The organism is Streptomyces sp. CB02980 (genome assembly GCF_014451325.2).
Lineage (GTDB): Bacteria > Actinomycetota > Actinomycetes > Streptomycetales > Streptomycetaceae > Streptomyces.
The window spans coordinates 607,802-625,571 of the sequence record NZ_JACSCH020000001.1 but is presented as its reverse complement, the minus strand read 5'-3'; the positions used below and the strand labels follow the sequence as shown (position 1 = coordinate 625,571).

Annotated in this window: 14 protein-coding genes and 1 pseudogene; 5 read left to right on the top strand and 10 right to left on the bottom strand. The window is 70.4% G+C overall.

Features of this window, described 5'->3' with window-relative positions; genetic code table 11:
* Positions 1 to 112: 112 nt before the first annotated feature.
* The gene (locus E0F75_RS02845; RefSeq protein WP_187620800.1) at positions 113 to 1,285 is read left to right on the top strand and encodes an alpha-hydroxy-acid oxidizing protein; all 1,173 of its coding nucleotides are present in this window, start codon (positions 113 to 115) and stop codon (positions 1,283 to 1,285) included.
* Positions 1,286 to 1,381: 96 nt separating this feature from the next.
* On the opposite strand, the gene E0F75_RS02840 is transcribed toward E0F75_RS02845, so the two are convergent.
* From E0F75_RS02840 to E0F75_RS02810, 7 genes and pseudogenes are all read right to left on the bottom strand, one after another.
* Positions 1,382 to 2,206: an aldo/keto reductase gene (locus tag E0F75_RS02840; RefSeq protein ID WP_187620799.1), complete on the bottom strand. Its 825-nt coding sequence runs from the start codon at positions 2,204 to 2,206 to the stop codon at positions 1,382 to 1,384.
* 64 nt (positions 2,207 to 2,270) lie between these two features.
* Positions 2,271 to 2,690 (bottom strand): heme-binding protein, encoded by a 420-nt coding sequence (locus E0F75_RS02835; protein WP_187620798.1) that lies wholly within the window; start codon positions 2,688 to 2,690, stop codon positions 2,271 to 2,273.
* 43 nt (positions 2,691 to 2,733) lie between these two features.
* Positions 2,734 to 3,960, bottom strand: coding sequence for an MFS transporter (locus tag E0F75_RS02830; protein WP_187620797.1), 1,227 nt, complete (start codon positions 3,958 to 3,960; stop codon positions 2,734 to 2,736).
* A gap of 760 nt (positions 3,961 to 4,720) precedes the next feature.
* Positions 4,721 to 5,686, bottom strand: a complete 966-nt coding sequence (locus E0F75_RS02825; RefSeq protein WP_187620796.1) for a hypothetical protein — start codon at positions 5,684 to 5,686, stop codon at positions 4,721 to 4,723.
* A 391-nt stretch (positions 5,687 to 6,077) separates the two neighbouring features.
* Positions 6,078 to 6,572 (bottom strand): annotated as a pseudogene (locus E0F75_RS02820) (IS110 family transposase); the annotation flags it as partial.
* Positions 6,573 to 6,790: 218 nt separating this feature from the next.
* A complete protein-coding gene (locus E0F75_RS02815; protein WP_187620795.1) occupies positions 6,791 to 7,942 on the bottom strand; it encodes an SMI1/KNR4 family protein in 1,152 nt (383 codons plus the stop codon).
* 324 nt (positions 7,943 to 8,266) lie between these two features.
* A complete protein-coding gene (locus tag E0F75_RS02810; protein WP_187620794.1) occupies positions 8,267 to 8,698 on the bottom strand; it encodes a VOC family protein in 432 nt (143 codons plus the stop codon).
* A 515-nt stretch (positions 8,699 to 9,213) separates the two neighbouring features.
* Here E0F75_RS02810 and E0F75_RS02805 point away from each other — a divergent pair.
* The 4 genes from E0F75_RS02805 to E0F75_RS02790 all read left to right on the top strand — a co-directional run bounded on the left by E0F75_RS02805 (position 9,214) and on the right by E0F75_RS02790 (position 13,882).
* Positions 9,214 to 9,633, top strand: coding sequence for a molybdopterin-binding protein (locus tag E0F75_RS02805; protein ID WP_187620793.1), 420 nt, complete (start codon positions 9,214 to 9,216; stop codon positions 9,631 to 9,633).
* Positions 9,634 to 10,101: 468 nt separating this feature from the next.
* Positions 10,102 to 11,202, top strand: a complete 1,101-nt coding sequence (locus E0F75_RS02800) for a molybdopterin molybdotransferase MoeA (protein ID WP_206706102.1) — start codon at positions 10,102 to 10,104, stop codon at positions 11,200 to 11,202.
* A gap of 461 nt (positions 11,203 to 11,663) precedes the next feature.
* Positions 11,664 to 12,266, top strand: coding sequence for a DUF485 domain-containing protein (locus E0F75_RS02795; RefSeq protein ID WP_187620791.1), 603 nt, complete (start codon positions 11,664 to 11,666; stop codon positions 12,264 to 12,266).
* Positions 12,263 to 13,882: a cation acetate symporter gene (locus E0F75_RS02790; RefSeq protein WP_187620790.1), complete on the top strand. Its 1,620-nt coding sequence runs from the start codon at positions 12,263 to 12,265 to the stop codon at positions 13,880 to 13,882. Before E0F75_RS02795 ends, E0F75_RS02790 begins: the two co-directional genes overlap by 4 nt.
* Positions 13,883 to 14,078: 196 nt before the next feature.
* On the opposite strand, the gene E0F75_RS02785 is transcribed toward E0F75_RS02790, so the two are convergent.
* The 3 genes from E0F75_RS02785 to E0F75_RS02775 all read right to left on the bottom strand — a co-directional run bounded on the left by E0F75_RS02785 (position 14,079) and on the right by E0F75_RS02775 (position 17,760).
* Positions 14,079 to 15,212: a hypothetical protein gene (locus tag E0F75_RS02785; protein WP_187620789.1), complete on the bottom strand. Its 1,134-nt coding sequence runs from the start codon at positions 15,210 to 15,212 to the stop codon at positions 14,079 to 14,081.
* A gap of 4 nt (positions 15,213 to 15,216) precedes the next feature.
* The gene (locus E0F75_RS02780) at positions 15,217 to 16,974 is read right to left on the bottom strand and encodes a VCBS repeat-containing protein (protein WP_187620788.1); all 1,758 of its coding nucleotides are present in this window, start codon (positions 16,972 to 16,974) and stop codon (positions 15,217 to 15,219) included.
* Positions 16,975 to 17,505: 531 nt separating this feature from the next.
* Positions 17,506 to 17,760, bottom strand: a complete 255-nt coding sequence (locus tag E0F75_RS02775) for a hypothetical protein (protein ID WP_229312448.1) — start codon at positions 17,758 to 17,760, stop codon at positions 17,506 to 17,508.
* Between the last annotated feature and the right edge of the window lie 10 nt (positions 17,761 to 17,770).

Here is a 17,770-nt window from a genome sequence, read left to right as displayed (position 1 = left end):
CATTCCCGGCCGCCGTTCCATGGTCACGGGCGCGCGGGGCGGGCACCATGGGGGCCACCACGGCGGGGCGCCCCGAGCGCGCCGTCAGGAACCGGAAGGGACACGTCACCCCATGCCCCAGCACTACGGCGACTACCAGCACGAGATCTACTTCGACGGGCTCTTCGGCGTCCTGCCCACACAGCCGATGACCTTCGCCGAACTGGAGACGAGGGCGCGGGCCGCGCTCCCGCCCTCGCTGTGGTCGTACGTGGCCGGCGGCGCGGGTGACGAGTCCACCCAGGAGGCCAACGCCACGGCCTTCCGCACCTGGGGGCTCGTGCCGCGCATGATGGTCGGCGCGGCCCGGCGCGACCTGTCCGTCGACCTGCTCGGGCTCAAGCTGCCGTCTCCGCTGTTCATGGCGCCGGTCGGCGTGATCGGCCTCTGCGCTCAGGACGGGCACGGCGACCTGGCGACCGCCCGCGCCGCCGCCCGTACCGGCGTGCCGATGATCGCCTCCACGCTCAGCGTGGACCCGATGGAGGACGTCGCCGCCGAGTTCGGCGACACGCCGGGCTTCTTCCAGCTCTACACGCCCACCGACCGCGACCTCGCGGAGAGCCTCGTACGCCGTGCCGAGGCCGCCGGCTTCAAGGGCATCGTCGTCACGCTCGACACCTGGATCACCGGCTGGCGGCCCAGGGACCTCGCCACCGGCAACTTCCCCCAGCTGCGCGGACACGCGCTCGCGAACTACACCTCGGACCCCGTCTTCCGGGCCCGGCTGGCCAAGAGCCCCGAGGAGGACCCGCGCGCCGCCGTCCTGGAGTGGGTGGGCGTCTTCGGCAAGCCGCTCGTCTGGGACGACCTGGCCTGGCTCCGCTCGCTCACCGACCTGCCGATCGTCCTCAAGGGCATCTGCCACCCCGAGGACGTCCGCCGCGCGAGGGACGGCGGCGTGGACGGCATCTACTGCTCCAACCACGGCGGCCGCCAGGCCAACGGCGGCCTGCCCGCCCTGGACGCCCTGCCCGACGTGGTCGCCGCCGCCGACGGCCTCCCCGTGCTCTTCGACTCGGGGGTCCGCAGCGGCGCCGACGTCATCAAGGCCCTCGCGCTCGGGGCCACGGCGGTGGGCGTCGGGCGCCCGTACGCGTACGGACTCGCCCTCGGCGGCGCCGACGGCATCGTGCACGTCCTGCGCGCCCTCCTCGCCGAGGCCGACCTGATCATGGCCGTCGACGGCTACCCGACGCTCGCAGACCTCCGCACGGACGGTTCGCTGCGCACGGTCCGGGCGTAGGGCCGGCGCGCGCGTCGCGGACGGCCCGAGCCCTGCGGTACGCCCTCGCGGCCGACGGGCGGCGGGGGCGCGGACGATCCGGGAGCCGGGACGGGCTCAGTTGAGGGTGTCGGGGTCCGGCCCGGTGCGCAGTCCGCGGTCGAGGCCGCCGAGCGCGCTCATCTCCTCGTCGGAGAGGACGAAGTCGAAGACGTCGATGTTCTCGCGGATACGAGCGGGGGTGACGGACTTCGGGATCGCGACGTTCCCGAGCTGGAGGTGCCAGCGCAGCACCACCTGGGCGGGGGACTTGTCGTGCCGTGCGGCGATGTCCACGAGGGCCGGCTCGGCGAGGACGGCGCCCTGGGCGAGCGGGCTCCACGCTTCGGTGGCGATGGAGTGGGCGGCGTGCAGGTCGCGGAGTTCCCGCTGCTGGAGCGCCGGGTGGAGCTCGATCTGGTTGACGGCCGGGACGAGACTGCTGCTGTCGAGCAGCCGCTTCAGATGCGCGGGCTGGAAGTTGGAGACTCCGGCGGCGCGGACTCGCCCGTCGGCGACCAGCTTCTCGATGGCGCGCCAGGTGTCGACGTACAGGTCACGCGCCGGCGTCGGCCAGTGGATCAGGTACAGGTCCACGTGGTCGAGGCCCAGCTTGGCGAGGCTGTCCTCGAAGGCCCGCAGGGTGGAGTCGTACCCCTGGTCGGCGTTCCAGAGCTTGGTCGTCACGAAGAGCTCGTCGCGGTCGATGCCGGAGTCGGCGAGCGCCCGTCCGACGCCGGCCTCGTTGCCGTAGACGGCGGCGGTGTCCAAGGAGCGGTAACCGGCCTGGAGGGCGTGGCCGACGGCGGCGGTCGTCTCGTCGTCGGGGATCTGGAAGACACCGAAGCCGAACTGCGGGATCTCCACGCCGTTGTTGAGCGTGACGGTGGGGAGGTGGGACATGCGTGGACTGCTTTCTCTACGGGTTTCTCTGCGGATGTCGCTACGGGTTTCTCGCCGGTACGGATCAGACGAGGGCTGCGGTGGCCGTGACCGCGAAGGAGTGGTCCTGCTCGGGCGCGCCGCCGCCGACACCGATGGCGCCGATGAGCGTGCCGCCGCGGTGGACGGGGACGCCGCCGGCGATGAAGAGGAGCGGGCGGTCCAGGGCCGTGGTCAGGGAGTGGAAGGGGCCGTCCGGCTTGACCAGGTCGACGAGGTCGGCGGTGGGGGCGTTGAGCTGCAGGGCGGTGTAGGCCTTGCGGGTGCTGGTCTCGCCGGAGATCAGTACGGCGCGGTCGTCGCGGCGGAAGGCGAGGAGGTGGCCGCCGGCATCGAGGACGGTGACGCTCACGGTGGCCCCGGCGGCCTCGGCGGCGCGACGGGCGGCGGTGAGCAGGATCTCGGCGTCCTGGGTGGTCAGCGGGGCGACGGCGGTGGTGGTCATGGCGCTTCTCCTGGGGTGGTGTGCGGCGGGGGAGAGGAGGGGGTCAGTGGTGTACGGCGACACGGGCGACGGCGCTGGTGTCCGCGGCATCGGCGGTCGCGGCATCGGAGGCATCGGTGCTCGCGGGGGCCCGGCGTTCCAGCGCGGCGGACCAGAGGGCGAGGCCGAGCGCGGCTCCGGCGAGGACGGCGCCGACCCAGTTCGGCGCGGTGTAGCCGAGGCCGGCGGCGATGACGAGGCCGCCAAGCCAGGCGGCGAGCGCGTTGCCGAGGTTGAAGGCGCCGATGTTGACGGCGGAGGCCAGGGTCGGTGCGCCGTGCGCCTGGTCGAGGACGCGCTTCTGCAGCGGCGGGACGGTGGCGAAGCCGAGCGCTCCGACGAGGAAGATGGCGATCGCGGCGAGGACCTTGTCGTGGGCGACCACGGTGAAGAGGGCGAGGACGATCACGAGCCCGCCCAGGGCGGCGTACAGCAGGGGCATCAGCGCGCGGTCGGCGAACCGGCCGCCGAGCAGGTTGCCGAGGAACATTCCGACGCCGAAGAGGACCAGGAGCCAGGTGACCGCGCCGTCGGAGTAGCCGGCGACCTCGGTCATCATCGGTGCGATGTAGGTGATCGCGGCGAAGACGCCGCCGAAGCCGAGCACGGTCATCGCCATCGCGAGCAGTACCTGGGGGTTGCGGAACGCCTTCAGCTCCCGGCGCAGGTGGGTGCCCTCCGGGCGGGGCATGGCGGGGACCAGCTTGGAGATGCCGAACAGGCCGATCACTCCGAGCGCGGCGACGATCGCGAAGGTGGTGCGCCAGCCGACGGCCTGCCCGATGAGGGTGCCGAGCGGCACGCCGACGATGTTGGCGACGGTGAGGCCGGTGAACATGGTGGCGATGGCGCCGGCCTTCTTGTCCGGGGCGACGAGTCCGGCGGCGACGACGGACCCGATGCCGAAGAACGAGCCGTGCGCGAGCGAGGCGATCACACGGCCGGTCACCATCAATCCGAAGCTCGGGGCGATGGCGGAGAGTATGTTGCCGACCACGAACAGTCCCATGAGCAGCATGAGCATCCGCTTGCGGCTCACCTTGCTGCCGAGGACGGTCAGCAGTGGCGCGCCGACGACGACGCCGAGCGCGTAGCCGGTGACGAGCAGACCGGCGGTGGGGATCGAGACGCCGTAGTCGCCGGCGATCTCGGGCAGTAGCCCCATGACGACGAACTCGGTCGTGCCGATGCCGAAGGCCCCGACTGCCAGGGCGAGGAGTGCGAGCGGCATGGCTCACCCCTTCTGTGATTGCTTGAGTAGGCTCCTTACGTGCCTCGACAATAATTGCAGACGCGCTATAAATGCAACCGCAGGTAGTCGGTGTGCTCGGGATGACGGTGATTGCATGCACCGTGGGGAGCGCCGACGCTCCCCAGTCGCGGCGCGTGGTGGAGGAATCCGGGTCCCGGGGCGATGTCGGGGCCGGGCGGCACTGCTGGCACAGGGAAGGTGAGGCACATTGCCCCCACCGTCGCAACGAGCGGTGCCCGCGCGGGGCCCCGGTGCGGCCGGCCAGCGTGAAAGAAGACGCCGAAGGCGATCGAGGCGGCGGTCACCTGCAGGCCCCCGCGACGGGACGGAACCCGCTCGGCGTCACCCGCCGTGACCTTGCGCCCGGGCTGTGGGTCGGCTCCTTCGGGAGCGCGGTGCACTGTCGCCGTGGTCATCCTGGCCCTGACTGATCACGCCGTCGCGGCCACCGCCGTCGGGGTCATCGGCGGCGGAGTGAGTGCCGCCGGTGGCATCCAGGTGACCATCCGCATCCGACGCTGAAGCGTTGGCGTTCTGCTACGCCGCAGCGGGTCGTCCAGCGCCGCTGCGGCGTGGCAGGACCCGCCGGCCTGAGTCGCACCGCAACGATGCACTCAGCCTTGAGTGACACATGCTCGGGTTTCGCCGTCACATGGCAGTCCCGTATCAAACGATCTGGTCCGTCGAAGACGGACCTGGACATCGGTTTGCGTGCGCCGCAGGGACCGTGAAGCCGGCGCTATTGCGGGTTGCCGTTGGCGGCGAGGTGGGCGCTCATCTCCATGTGGGCACGCTGGGAGTGGGCGTTGGCCGGGTCGTGCTTGAGCCGGAGGTAGTCGTAGAGGACCTGCACGCACTCGTCCCGGGTGGAGTAGGACGTGTCGGAGGCCAGCTCAAGGCTCTTGGTGACCTCCATCAGCTTCCCGTCGGCCGCGACGTACACCGGGTGCCAGATGAGCCGCACTGCCGGGTTGAGCGCCATGACCACGCGCAGTTGCGGGACCTCCTGCGAGATGAGAACGCTGTCGGGGTTGAATGCCCGCAGAAAGATGTGGACGGGGCCGCGGGCATGGTTCACGAAGGCCTTGGACAGGACGTTCCACATCGGTGTCTTGAGCATCCAGTCAGGGGTCAAGGTCAGCTTGTCGACCACGCCCCCGAAGGGGGTGGACTCCAGGGGGGTGTGGCCCTTGGCAAGGGCGTAGTCGCTGACCTGCCTGCCGCCCGACCAGAGAGCCAGCGTCGGCGTGTCGATCTTCAGGTATTCGCCGATGAGCTGCACGAGCTCTTGGTACCAGCTGTTCGACGCGCGATGGTCGCGCTGTTCCTGGCGGCCGGCGTACTTCGCCATGGCCTCGTCGTTGAGCTGCCCCTGTTCGGCGATGCCACTGAGGATGAGCTGCCAGGCGTCGTCCGTGACGTCGTTGGGGAAGCCCGCCTGCGCCATCGTGTCGCGGAAAGTGCCCCACTCGCCGTGCACGGTGGGATCGGCGGCATGCCGCCGCGCCTCCTCCCTGGCCCCGGGATCTTCCTGGCACTGCACCCAGCGCGTCACGGCCGCGTTGCCCACCGTCCGTTGGAGGTCGGCGAGTACGGCGGGGTGCGGCACCTGTCGGGCGGAGTGCTCCGGGGCCGCGCCCTGTGCCTGCCTCCTCGGTGCTGCCGCAGCTGCCGGTGACACCTCGGGCGTCCTTGTCTCGTGCATGCTTGCCAGCTCTCCAGGTCGCTGTTCGGCCCCGAAGTCCGAGACTAGGGCCTCTGTACGGCCCCTGTGAGGGCCGAAAGGGCAGCCAGAAGGGCACAACGGGCCCGAGGCCGGCCAATGGTCACCCGCGCGCGGTGGGAATCGAGCAGCGCGGAGTGCGCCCCATGGGAAGCCGCCGGCTGCGAGGTGACAGGACATCCCGCATGCCGGCGAACCAGATCTTCTGAGACCTCGAGTGAATCGGACCAAGTCACTTGAGACAGGGGCCAGATCACCGGAGACGCGACAGGGGCCACCCTTTGTCCCGTGCCGCCGATTCCTCATGCCGTCTGTCAAGCCGCGAGGGCGGTCGCGGTGTGAGCTCGTAGGTCCGTCCGCCGCGGAGGAGGGCTCAGAGGACCTTGACGCGGCGGCGTGCGAGGGCGAGGGCGAGGACGGCTTGGGTGTGGCGCTTGCCCTCGGCTCGTTTGCGGTCGTAGAACCGGCGGGATTCCTCGGACCGTCGGATGCTGAACAGCGCGGAGGTGTAGAGCACGCGCTGGAGCCGTCGGTTGTACCGCTGGGGGGCGCCGCAGATTGCCTCGGCGACCTCCTCGTTGAGGGCCATCAGCTCCTTCACCAGCGTGTGCACCATCTGAGCGGTCGGCTTCTCCCCGGGCAGGCTGGTGTGCTGACGTTCGGCGGCCTGAACCGCGGTCTCGGCGAGCGGATCGGCGTGGAGAACCTTGCAGTTCCGCAGCCAGGTCTCCAGGCGCTCGGCGCCGAGCCGGCGCACGGCCGAAGGGGTCTGGTAACCGGTCAGCAGGGTCAGCGGGCCCTTGTTCGTGAGGTCCAAGGCCCGCTCCAGGCCCGGGAAGATTCCGGAGAGCCGGGCCCGGAGCCGGTGAGCAGTCGAACAGGCTTCGCCTCGAAGAGGCGATTGGACTGAGGCACGGAAGGACGACCAACGAGGCCTCCGCGCAACGTGATTGAGACGTCAGACATCTCGACCAACAGCCCGAGGGCCCTCGCTCGCCGCACTTCACGATCCATCATTGTGACGGAGCGCTTCATGTGGCGATGACCGCCACATGAAGCGCTCACGCGGAACCGGAGCCGCTGGGGTCAGTCCTGATCTCGGGCGTACTGAGCTGCGTACCAGCTGGAGTCGATGGCGGGGTTGCGCAGGGTCCCCCAGAATCGATCGTCAGGTATCGGTGGCAGTGGAGGATTGCCCAGGTCCGCATGCAGATCCGCACGCCAGTCGACAGTAAGGCGACTCCGGATCCCCGCGCTCTCGTACACGGACCTGTAGGGGGACCCCCAGATCCCGTGTGCCATCTTCTCCGCGGCCCACCTGCGAGTGACGTCTCGGTGGGTGTTCGCCTGCACAAGCACCGCGCGTAGGCGCAAGGCCAGTGGATCGGTCTGGTCCAGCCGTGGTGGGGCTTCACCCCGCTCCAACGCGTCCAGAGCTGACTTGACCTCCGGGTATTTGTTCAAGCCCGTTTCGACCGCCAGTCTGCGCAGCTGCTTCCGCGCAGCCTCAGCCACCTGCTCACGTGGCAGGACCGCGAGCAGTGCACCGAGTTCCTCAAATCCGTCCAGGTAACTCACGTGGAGGAGGTCGGTGGGACTGCAGGAAAGGTCCAGCTCAGGTAGCGGCTCGTCCGGTGCGGGAAGGGGATCGTCGGCGCTGCCCCACTCAGGGCGGGCAGACATGGCCGACTCCCAGAACAGCCGACCGTTGAACGTCACGACACCACCGTCCTGCCCGCGCTCGAGCCGGCCGGCCAGCTCTGCCAGATACCCACCCAGCGAGTCGGCCTGACCGAAACTGGTGCCGGTCTCGTCGAAGAACCGTCCGATCGCACCGAAAGAGTCCCGCCCAGTGCGGCAATCGATCATGAGACCGTCCGACGTCGCCCCATAGGAACCGAACTTCACGTAGCCGTGATGCCAATAGTGCTCGGCCCCCTCCTCGTCAAGGTCTTGGGCGACGCCGCGCATGAACCCGGTATCTCCGAGGATCCCACTCACTCCGAGCAGCCGGTCGTCCGTGCTGAACCGGAAAGCCTCCGCCCCGTCCACCGCCCCGTTGTGCCGGAGCAGTGAAGCGACCAGGTCCGGAGGGAAGGTGACACCGAGTTCCTCTTGCGCTGCCACAATCTCCTCATCTCCCGCTGGCGGCTGAAGCGTGGCGAAAGTACGAGGCGCGTGCTCGCGCAGCCACGCGTCGATGCGGTTCCATGAGTCCCGGACCAGGTCTGCTGTCATAGGGCTGACCTTAGTGTCAGACACTGACAGCTTGATCGTCGAAGAAGAACGGACAGCTACGGGGCCTTGTCGCGGCGACCGGCGGCGACTACCGGGCCGTCTTCGGCTGGGCCGAGCTCGACCCCGGCTGGGCCGAGCTCGACCCCGGTTTCGCCAAGTCCCGGATCCTGCCGGCGGTTTCGGAGGACGGCAAGCCGTTTGACGACGCGGCCGGTCCGCACTTCGTCGTCCCGCAGGACACGCACGGCGGCCGGTACGTGTCCGAGGTGAACCAGCTCTGAGAGGTCCCGGGAGACGGCTCCCCCTCGCAGTCTCGGAGGAGAATCAGGCGAGGCAGAACTCGTTGCCCTCGACGTCCTGCATCGTGATGCACGACTCGTTGACGCCATCGGCGCGCTGCGTCAGCACGTGTTTCGCGCCGAGCGCCATCAGCCGTGCGCATTCGGCCTCAAGTGTGGCCAGGCGCTCGTCACCCACGAGCCCTGTCCCGACCCGCACATCGAGATGCACCCGGTTCTTGACGACCTTGCCTTCGGGAACTCGCTGGAAGAGCACGCGCGGGCCCACACCCGAGGGATCAGCGCACGCGAAGTAGACCTCGTCCTCAGGCGGCAGCGAGTGGTGGTACTCCTCCCACGTGGCAAAGCCCTCCGGGACTGCCGGTACGACGTACCCCAGCACCTCGCACCAGAAGGCGGCGAGGCGCGCAGGTTCCGCGCAGTCGAAGGTCACTTGGAACTGCTTGATCGTTGACATCGGCGCACGATAACAGGGGCCCTGCCCATCTCCCGGGGCGGGTGGATCCACACGTTGCCGGGAGGACGGCCCCTGCCATCCGCTGCCATGTCGTGCGGTCACAGGGGTGAACCGAGGTCGGCGCCTCTTCCGAAGGGTGGGACCCAGGATCCGATCTCAGCCGACCACCCTCGTACTAAAGATCACTTACGGGACAGCCCTTGGGGTGAGATCCTGGAGAGGAGTCGGCAAATGCGGTCGAGATCGCTGTGGAATCTGCGCATCTGCGATTTCCCGGAACCATTTCGAATGGGAGTGGATCCGATGTGAAGGGAAATGAGTCCCAGCTCAGAAGGCTGATGGGCCCGAAACGTTGAGGTCTGGAGACCTTCATGGAATGAGCGAGGGGAATTCGTCCATTCGGCTGGTGGATGCGACGCATGGCGCCGAAGGCGATTTTCTTTCCGGTAGCGTCGGTCGAGACGCAGGTCACAGAAGTGACGGCTGCTCGTTTCCGGCTTTGTGAGGCGTGTTCCATGACTCTGTCCATTCGTAACCAGCTCCCCGGTACCGTCACGTCCGTCACCGCGGGCGAGGCGATGGCGTCCGTGAAGGTGCGCCTGGACGGCGGTCAGGACATCACCGCGGCCATCACCGCCGACGCCGTCAAGGACTTGGGCCTGGCCGAGGGGTCGGCGGTCAAGGCCCTGGTGAAGTCCACCGAGGTCGCCCTCGCGACCGGCCCGGTGGAGGGCATCTCCATCCGCAACCAACTCGCGGGCTCCGTCACCGAGGTGGCGACCGGTGGGGCCATGGGTTCGGTGAAGGTCTCGGTGGAGGGCGGCGAGTTGACCGCCGCGATCACCAAGGACGCCGTCGAGGACCTCGGCCTGAAGGCCGGCGCCTCCGTCGTCGCCCTGATCAAGTCGACCGAGATCTCCCTCGCTTCCGCCTGATCACTCGTGCCCAGTGAGAGGGCCGCGCTTCCGAGGCCGGGAGCGCGGCCCTCTCGCGTCGGTGAACCGGGCGTCAGGACCAGAGCTGACGTCCGTGCCGGCCGTCCGGCTCCCTCTCGTACCGGAGCCGGACGTGAACACGGGTTTCGGCGGCCTGCCAAGGGGTGGCCCACAACATCGCCGACCCGTGGACCGAGCAGCGCCATTCGTACGAGGAGGACGAACACCCATAGGGGGGTTCCGGGGGAGTCTTCTCAGGTGCCCGGCTTGGACGGTGAGCCAAACGGCGCGCCGGGAAATCTCACGGGCGGCGACCGGAAACGCCGCGGCCCGACACTGGGTGCCATGCCGCCCACGACGCACGCATCCCCCTCGGTGTCCGCCGCGCTTGCGCCGCCACATCCGCAGGTCACGCACGCGGTGACGTGGGCCGAAAGCAGGATGCTGGCGCATGGAGCGGCGCGGCCGATGGGCAGCGGGCCCGTCTCGCTGCGCGATGCCGCGGGGCTGACGCTCGCCGAGGGCCTGTGTACCCTCCGGCCCGTCCCGGCGTTCGACACGGCGGCCATGGACGGCTTTGCCGTGTCCGGTCCGGGACCGTGGAGGATTCGGGGTACGGCCCGGGCCGGGACGCCGTGGCGGGGAGAGCTGGGACCGGGCGACGGTGTGGAGATCTCCACCGGAGCGCTGGTGCCGTCGGGGGCAGTCGCGGTCCTGCCGAAGGAGCTGGCGTCGTTCGACGACGGTCGGCTGTTCGGGCCTGCGCAAGCGGAAGGTCGGCACATCCGTCGCACGGGCGAGGATGCCGAGCCCGGCGACCGCCTTGCTCCGGCGGGAACGCGCATCTCTCCGGCACTGATCGGGCTGGCCGCCGTGTGCGGCCACGACACCCTGCCGGTCCGCCCACGTCCCCATGTCGGCTTGCTGGTCAGCGGTGACGAACTTGACCTCTCGGGTGTCCCGGGGGTCGGTCGGGTCCGTGACGCGCTGGGGCCGCTGATGCCCGCCCTGGTGGCCGAACTCGGTGGCGAGATGGTGACATCGCGGCACGTCCCGGACCTGCCGGCGGGCGGCCTCGCCGCAGCCGTGCACGCGCGACACGACGCCGAAGTCGTCGCGGTCACCGGCTCGACCTCCGTAGGAGACACCGACCAGCTCCGGCGGCTCCTCGCCGACGCCGGAGCCCACCTGGTCGTCGACACCGTCGCCTGCCGCCCGGGCCATCCCATGCTGCTCGCCCGACTCCGCACCGGGCGCTGGGTGGTGGGACTACCGGGCAATCCGTACGCGGCCCTGGTCGCCGCCCGCACCCTTCTCGGCCCTCTGATCGCCGGACTGTCGGGGCGCCCCCTTGCGCCCCTCCCATGCCTACCGGTCCGGGGCCGGGCGCGGACGTCGCCCGGGCTCACCCGTTTGGTACCCGTCTCCTGGGCCGGCGGCGAGGCCCGCATCGTCGGCGGTCACCGGGCGGCCTTCCTCCGAGGCGCCGCCGTGGCCGACGCCCTGGCCGCGCTTCCCCCGGGCTGGAACGACGGGGACCCGGCGCCCCTGCTGCTCCAGGACAGTTGAGGAGGGCCGTCCCGGCGGGGTCGTCTGAGCGCCGCCGGCCGTGAGGACGCCGAGGTCCCACCGGAGTCCTGCGGGGAGATGCCTCCGGTCGCCGGTGCTGCAGGCGGGCGGAGACCTGGGCGGAGGCGTTTCTGTCATCGGCGGCAGGCCGGGCCGATCCGGGCCGAGGACAGCCGAGGGCATCGACCCGATCACATCGTCGGCCCGCCCGGCGCATTCGCCGGACCGGTCGTGCCGAGCGGTCTGCCCTGCCCATGGGGCGGCCCGAGACACACCCGTGACCTGCGGAAAGATCCACGAGGGGGTTTCCGCCGGTTTCGTCGCCACGCGCACAGGATCGTCACCGAACCGACATACCGAGCGGTCGGACACCCCCTTACGCAGGAGCCATACCCATGAGTAACGTACGCGGACCACCAGCGCCACCCGCCCGTTCCCCGGGGCGGCAAGGAGCAAGATCGATGTCGTACCACCAGCCTTTCCCCGGCCCACCACCCGTACCCCAGCACCGGAATGCCGGGCGGCACCGCCAAGAGGCGGCGTCGCAGTCCTGGGAGGGCGGATCGCCGTCCTGGGACACCGATCCACAGGCAGCCTGGGACTCGTCCCCGCCAGCGTGGGACTCCTCGCCGCAGGGCTGGGACTCCGCGCAGCAGCCCTGGGACGCGTCCCCGCAGCCGCAACCGCCCGCCGCCACCGACGATCGTGATGACCTGCACCGGCTCGGATCGGCCTACCGCAGGCTCCGCCGCGTCGCCACCTTCACCGCACTCGGCTACTTCGTCATCTTCCTTTTCCTGTCCGGCTACGCCCCCTCGATGATGACCGGCAACATCACCGGTGGTCTCACCACCGGTCTGGTCCTGGGGCTCCTCCAGCTGCCCGTGGCGCTGGCTGCGATCGCGCTGTACGAGCGGATCGCGCGCAACCGCGTCGACCCGCTCGCCGCGGCGATCCGCGAACGCGCCGAGCAGGCGGCCGCGGCAGCCGCGCCCCGGCCGGAACGCCCGAGGCGCTCCGGACGTCCCGTGTGGCAGCAGCCCACCGGAGGTGCGCGCGCATGACCAGCTTCAGCTCCGAGGCCCAGACCATGTCGCTGATGGCGTTCATCGCGGTCATCACCGTCACGCTGCTGCTGTGCGTGATGACCGGCCCCGATCGTGACGACCTGAGCGATTTCTACACCGGCTACCGCTCGCTCTCCCCCGTGCAGAGCGGCCTCGCGATCGCCGGCGACTACATCTCCGCCGGCACCGTGCTCGGCACCATCGGCATCATCGCGCTCGTCGGCTACGACGGCGTCACGCTCGCCCTGAGCACCGTGCTCTCGCTGGTCCTGATGATGTTCCTGCTCGCCGAACCGCTGCGCAACGCCGGCCGGTTCACGATCGGCGACGTCTTCACCCGGCGTCTCCCCGGCCCCGCCGTGCGGATCACCACGGCCGCGGTCACCCTGACCGCACTGCTGCCGCTGGTGATCTTCCAGCTCGCGGGCGCCGGCGATCTCCTCTCCGTCGTCCTCGGCTTCGACGCCGACGGCTTCAAGACCGGGGCGATCGTGTTCCTGGGCCTGCTGATGATCGCGTACGCGGCGCTCGGCGGCATGAAGGGCACCGCCTTCATCCAGATCGTCAAGACCGTCGCCCTGCTCGGCGCGTCCCTCGCGATCGCCGTGCTCATCCTCAACCGGTTCGACTTCAGCCTGCCCTCCCTGCTGGAGGCCGCCAAGCGCGGCAGCGGGGCGGGAGACGCCTATCTCGCCTCCGGTCTGCAGTTCGGCGGCAACGAACTCGACATGATCAGCACTCAGTTGACGGTCGTGCTCGGCGCCGCGGTGCTGCCGCACATCACCATGCGCATGTTCACCGCGCGCAGCGCGGCAGCCGTGCGGCGCTCGATGTCCTGGGCCGTGTCGACCGTCGTCGTGACCTGTCTGCTGATCGCCGTCATCGGCTTCGGCGCGGCGGCGATCGTCGGCCACCAGGGGATCGTCGCCGGCGACCCGCAGGGCAAGACAGCGTTCCTCATGGTCAGCCAGGCCGTCATGGGCACGGACCAGACGACCGTCGAGACACTGCTGTTCACGGCCGTGGCGACAGCCATCTTCCTGACCCTGCTGGCCTCGGTGGCCGGGATCACCCTCGCCTGCGCCAACACCCTGGCGCACGACCTCATCACGCACGGGCTGCGGCGAAAGGCGCAACTGAAGGACTCCGCAGAGATGGCCATCGCCCGGATCGCCGCGGCCGGCGTCGGGCTCGTGGCGATCGCGATCGCCGCCGGTGCACGGCATCTGAACCTTCAGGCACTGCTCACGCTGTCGTTCTGCATCGGCGCGTCCGCGGTCGCACCGGCCCTCATCTACAGCCTCTTCTGGCGCCGGTACTCCCGTAGTGGACTGCTCTGCACCCTCATCGTGGGCAGTGCCTCCGCGATCATCCTCATGATCGGCAGCAACCTGGTGTCCGGATCCCCCCAGGCGATCTTCCCGGACCAGGACTTCAACTGGTTCCCGTTCACCACGTCGGGCATCCTCTCGGCCCCGCTGGGCTTCCTCGCGGGCTGGCTCGGTACGGTCCTCCGCGAACGTGACCCGGCCGACCAGCGCATGCGGTACGAAGCGGTGGAGGAGACGATCCTGGCCGGCACGCCCGCGTCGAACAGCGCCTCCGCGTCCTGACGCGCACGCCCCGACGAAAGGGCGCCCGGCCTGAACTTCCAGGCCTGGCGCCCTTTCGGCTGTCCCGAGGTGCCTAGGCCTCACGTGGGATCGTGCCGGGCTCGCGTGCCCTGGTGCCGCACCTCGCCGCGTTGTCGTCGGTCGCAGTGCTCCGCCTGCCTGGAAACACCGGCCCCGCCAGAGTCCGTTGCGCCGGTTACGGGTGTTCGGCGCCGCCTGCCCGTGATTCATGAGGGTCGTCGTCGGCAGGTGGGTTGCCCGCCCGCAGTTCCCGTCGCAGTGCGCGCAGCGCGGTGCGTTCCTCTGCGTGACGACGCAGCCAGGCACGCCGTCGCTTGCGCGTGATGACGAGGAGAAGGCCCAGGGCAAGGAGGCCGCCGACGGTGAGGGCGGCGATGAGCCAGGGGAAGGAGGACAGCCGGACCGTGTTGCTGTCCACGGTCTTCGCCGCGCCGCCGGGAACCGTGGCGGTCACCGAGGCGGTGACCGTGCGGCGGCCGAGAGCGGGGAGGTCGGCCAGGCGGCCGGTGATGGTGGCGCTGCCACCGGGGATCACGTAGATCCCCGTGGGGGTGAGCGGGACGGTGCGCGGGGAGCTGCCGCCGGTGATGTGCAGCGTTCCGGCGAAGGTGTAGAGGACGTTGCCCGTGTTCCGTACGGTCACGGTGAACTCCTCGCCGCCGCCCGCAGGCCGGTGTTCCAGTTCCGTGAGGGAGACCTGGAGGTCGGCGGTGCCGGGGACGGTGAGTTCGACGAGCCGGGCGATACGGGTCTCGGTGTTCACCCTGCCGCTGACCGCGGGGGTGCGCAGCGCGGTGACCAGGCTGCCGAGATAGCTGCCCGGCGGGGTGCCGGCGGGGACCGCGAGGGAGAAGCGGACCGTGGCCCTGCTCTTCGGCCGCACGGTGACGGTGGCCTCGGAGTCCAGCTTCAGCCAGGCCCCGACCGCTCCCATGCTCTGGCCTTCCTGCGCGGGGGCCAGGCCGCCGCCGGCCGCGTTGGCGACGTCGGCGCCGTAGACGTGGAAGGTCCGGGCCTCGTCGCTCTCGTTGGAGATGACCGCGGAATCCTCGATCCGGGCGCCGGCCTTCAGCGCGTACCCGAAGTGCCCGCCGGTCAGCGTCGTCAGACCGTAGAGCCCGGCCCGCACGCCGAACGGCGCGCCCGCGGCGGATTCCGGTGGAGTGGGCGATGGTACGGAGGCCGGCGCTGCCTGCGCGCCCGGCGCCAGAGCGAGCACGAGGCCCGTGAGGAGGATGCTCCACAGGGCGGGAAACCGTGCCCGGCAGGTGGCGGTGGCGCCGCCCTGGGCGCGCAGACAACTGTTCACGGGATCAGCCGGTGATCGTGTACTGGAGGGTGCCGCTGTACGAGCCGGGGGCGGTCTCCGCGGGGATGTTCCACTGCGCCGTCGACCCGTCGTGGGTGAAGACACCGCGGGTGCCGCCGTCGCCGGTCGCCATCGTCACGGCCGGGGAGAGGCTGGTGCCCGGCTGCGGGTCGGCGCCCTCGGGGAAGTGGCCGCCTGGGCCGGGCTTGGCGATGCCCGTCCACTGGCCGCCGGTCCCGTTGAGGTGTCCGCCGGCCGTGATCCTCAGATTCTTCCACCCGATGGTGTCCGTGCCGCTGACCAGGTCGGTGGTGGCAACGGTCACCGACCAGGGGGCGGTGGTGGAGAGGGTGTCGGTGTACGTGAACGTGCCGAGTCCGGCCGGAGTGCTGACGGTGCCGGGTGCCGGCGTGCCGAAGTTGACGGCCGGCAGGTTCACCTCCATCGACAGGACACCGGGCGCCTTGGCGACCTGCACCGACATCGACTGGGCCGTGCCCTTCGGCTTCGAGGTGTTCAGCAGTACCTGCGCCGCCACGCCCGGGGCAGTGGAGGCGGCCGCCAAGTCGGGCCGGCCGTCGGCGTTCAGGTCTCCGACGGCGTACGCGCCGTTCGCGCCGCTCGCCGTGCCGTACAGCGGGCCGGCGTTGCGGAAGGTGCCCGTGCCGTCGCCGAGGAGGACGGTGGGCTGGTTGTCGGGGCCGTTGTCGGTGACCAGGTCCGGCTTCCCGTCCGTGTTGACGTCGGTGAGGGCCACGCCCGCAAGAGCGCTGCCGCCGACCGGGTAGGTGACCGGGGCGCCGAAGGCTCCGGCGCCGTCGCCGAGGAAGACGGTGATCGTCCGGTCGGTGTGCGCGACGGCCGCGTCCGGCCTGCCGTCGCCGCTCACGTCGCCGAGGGCGATGGCCCGGCCGAGGAAGACGCCGTCGGCGAAGCGGGTGGCGGGGCCGAGACGGCCCTTGCCGTCACCGAGGAGGACGGAGATGTCGGACGTACCCGTGTTCACGGTGACCACGTCGGTCCTGCCGTCGCCGTTCACATCCCCGGTCCTCAAGCCGGAAGGGCGCAGTTGCGCGGCGGAGTAGCTGGTGGGCCGACCGCCACCGACGTAGTAGTTGCTCGCGGTGCCCAGTGCACCGGTGCCGTCGTTGGTCCACACCGAGACGTTGTCGCCGTTGGTGTTGGAGGTCAGCACGTCGGGCTTGGCGTCACCGTTCATGTCGGCGACCGCGATGTCCGCGGGGAACATGGCGTTCGTCGACGGGTTGACCAGCGTCGGCGCGAAGTAGGAGGTGGCCGGGGCGAAGCCGCCCTTGCCGTCACCGAGCAGCTCGACGATGCTGCCCATGCTCTCCGTGCCGTGCTGCGTGGGCTGCCTGGTCAAGGCAGCGGCGACGACCGCGTCCAGCCGGCCGTCACCGTTGAGGTCCGCGAGGGCGACCGCCGTCGGGTAGGCGCCGGTGTCGAGCGTGAAGGAGACACCGGGGGCGAAGCCGCCCTTGCCGTCGCCGAGCGCGGCCACCAGGGTGTTCGAGCCCCGGACCGGGGTGACGAGGTCGGCCTTGCCGTCGCCGTTCAGGTCGCCCAGCGCCGGGGCGGTGCCCTTTCCGGAGCCCGCGGGCAGCGGGACGGCGGTCGCCCCGCCGAAGGAGACGCCGGGATCCGGTGCAGCCTGGGCGGCCGGCGCCAGACACAGCCCGGCCACGAGCGCGGCTGCGGAGCCGAGCACGAGTCCGGCTCTGCGTGGTGTGGAAGTCTTCAACGTACCTGCCCCTTGACGATGTCGAGGCACGCCGACGGGAGGAGTCGACCTGCGGTGGTGTTGGGAGGGTTGGTTGCAGTCAACACCGCAGCGCCGGGAAAGATCAGTGGATGTCCCACCAGTTCCGGGGGCCGCACCGCAGGTGTGACCTGGTGATTCCTACGGCCGGCCGGCCGGCCGGCTGTGGACGGGGACGGGGACGGGGACGGGGACTGGGCCTTGGCGTACTGGTCCAGGTCGTCGATCACGAGCAGGTGTGGCTGGACCACTCACCGGGCCAGACCGCGAAGAACCGCGAACTGCCGGCCAGGGCCCGTCCCCGTGCTCCGGTAGCGAGGGTGGCACAGCCGGCGTGGGCCGGACGCCGACGCCGGCGCCGCGTTCGTGATCGCCGACGCCGCCGCGCGATGCGAGGAGGGGCTTCACTTCAGCGCGAGGACGTCGTCGCGGCGCGCCGCGCTCGCCGGACCATGAAGGGTGACGACGAAGTGGAGCCAGGATCATCCCGGCTCCACTTCCTGGTGCGACTTGTCACTGGAACTGTGCGAAGAACCTCCAGATCCCTCCCTTGGTCCAGGTGGTGACGCCGCTCTCGTCGGGGGAGCCGTCGACCGGGCCGGGCAGGTGGCCTCCGTCGAACGCGGCCCACTGGGCCGGGTACCCGGCACGGCAGCCGGAGTAGGCGATGGGCCGGGTGCCGCCGCTGCACCCGCTGTTCTCGCCGCCGGAGACGACCGCGACTGCCCTGAACAGGTTCGCCCGGGTGCCTGCGAGGGTGTAGCTCAACCCGCCGTCC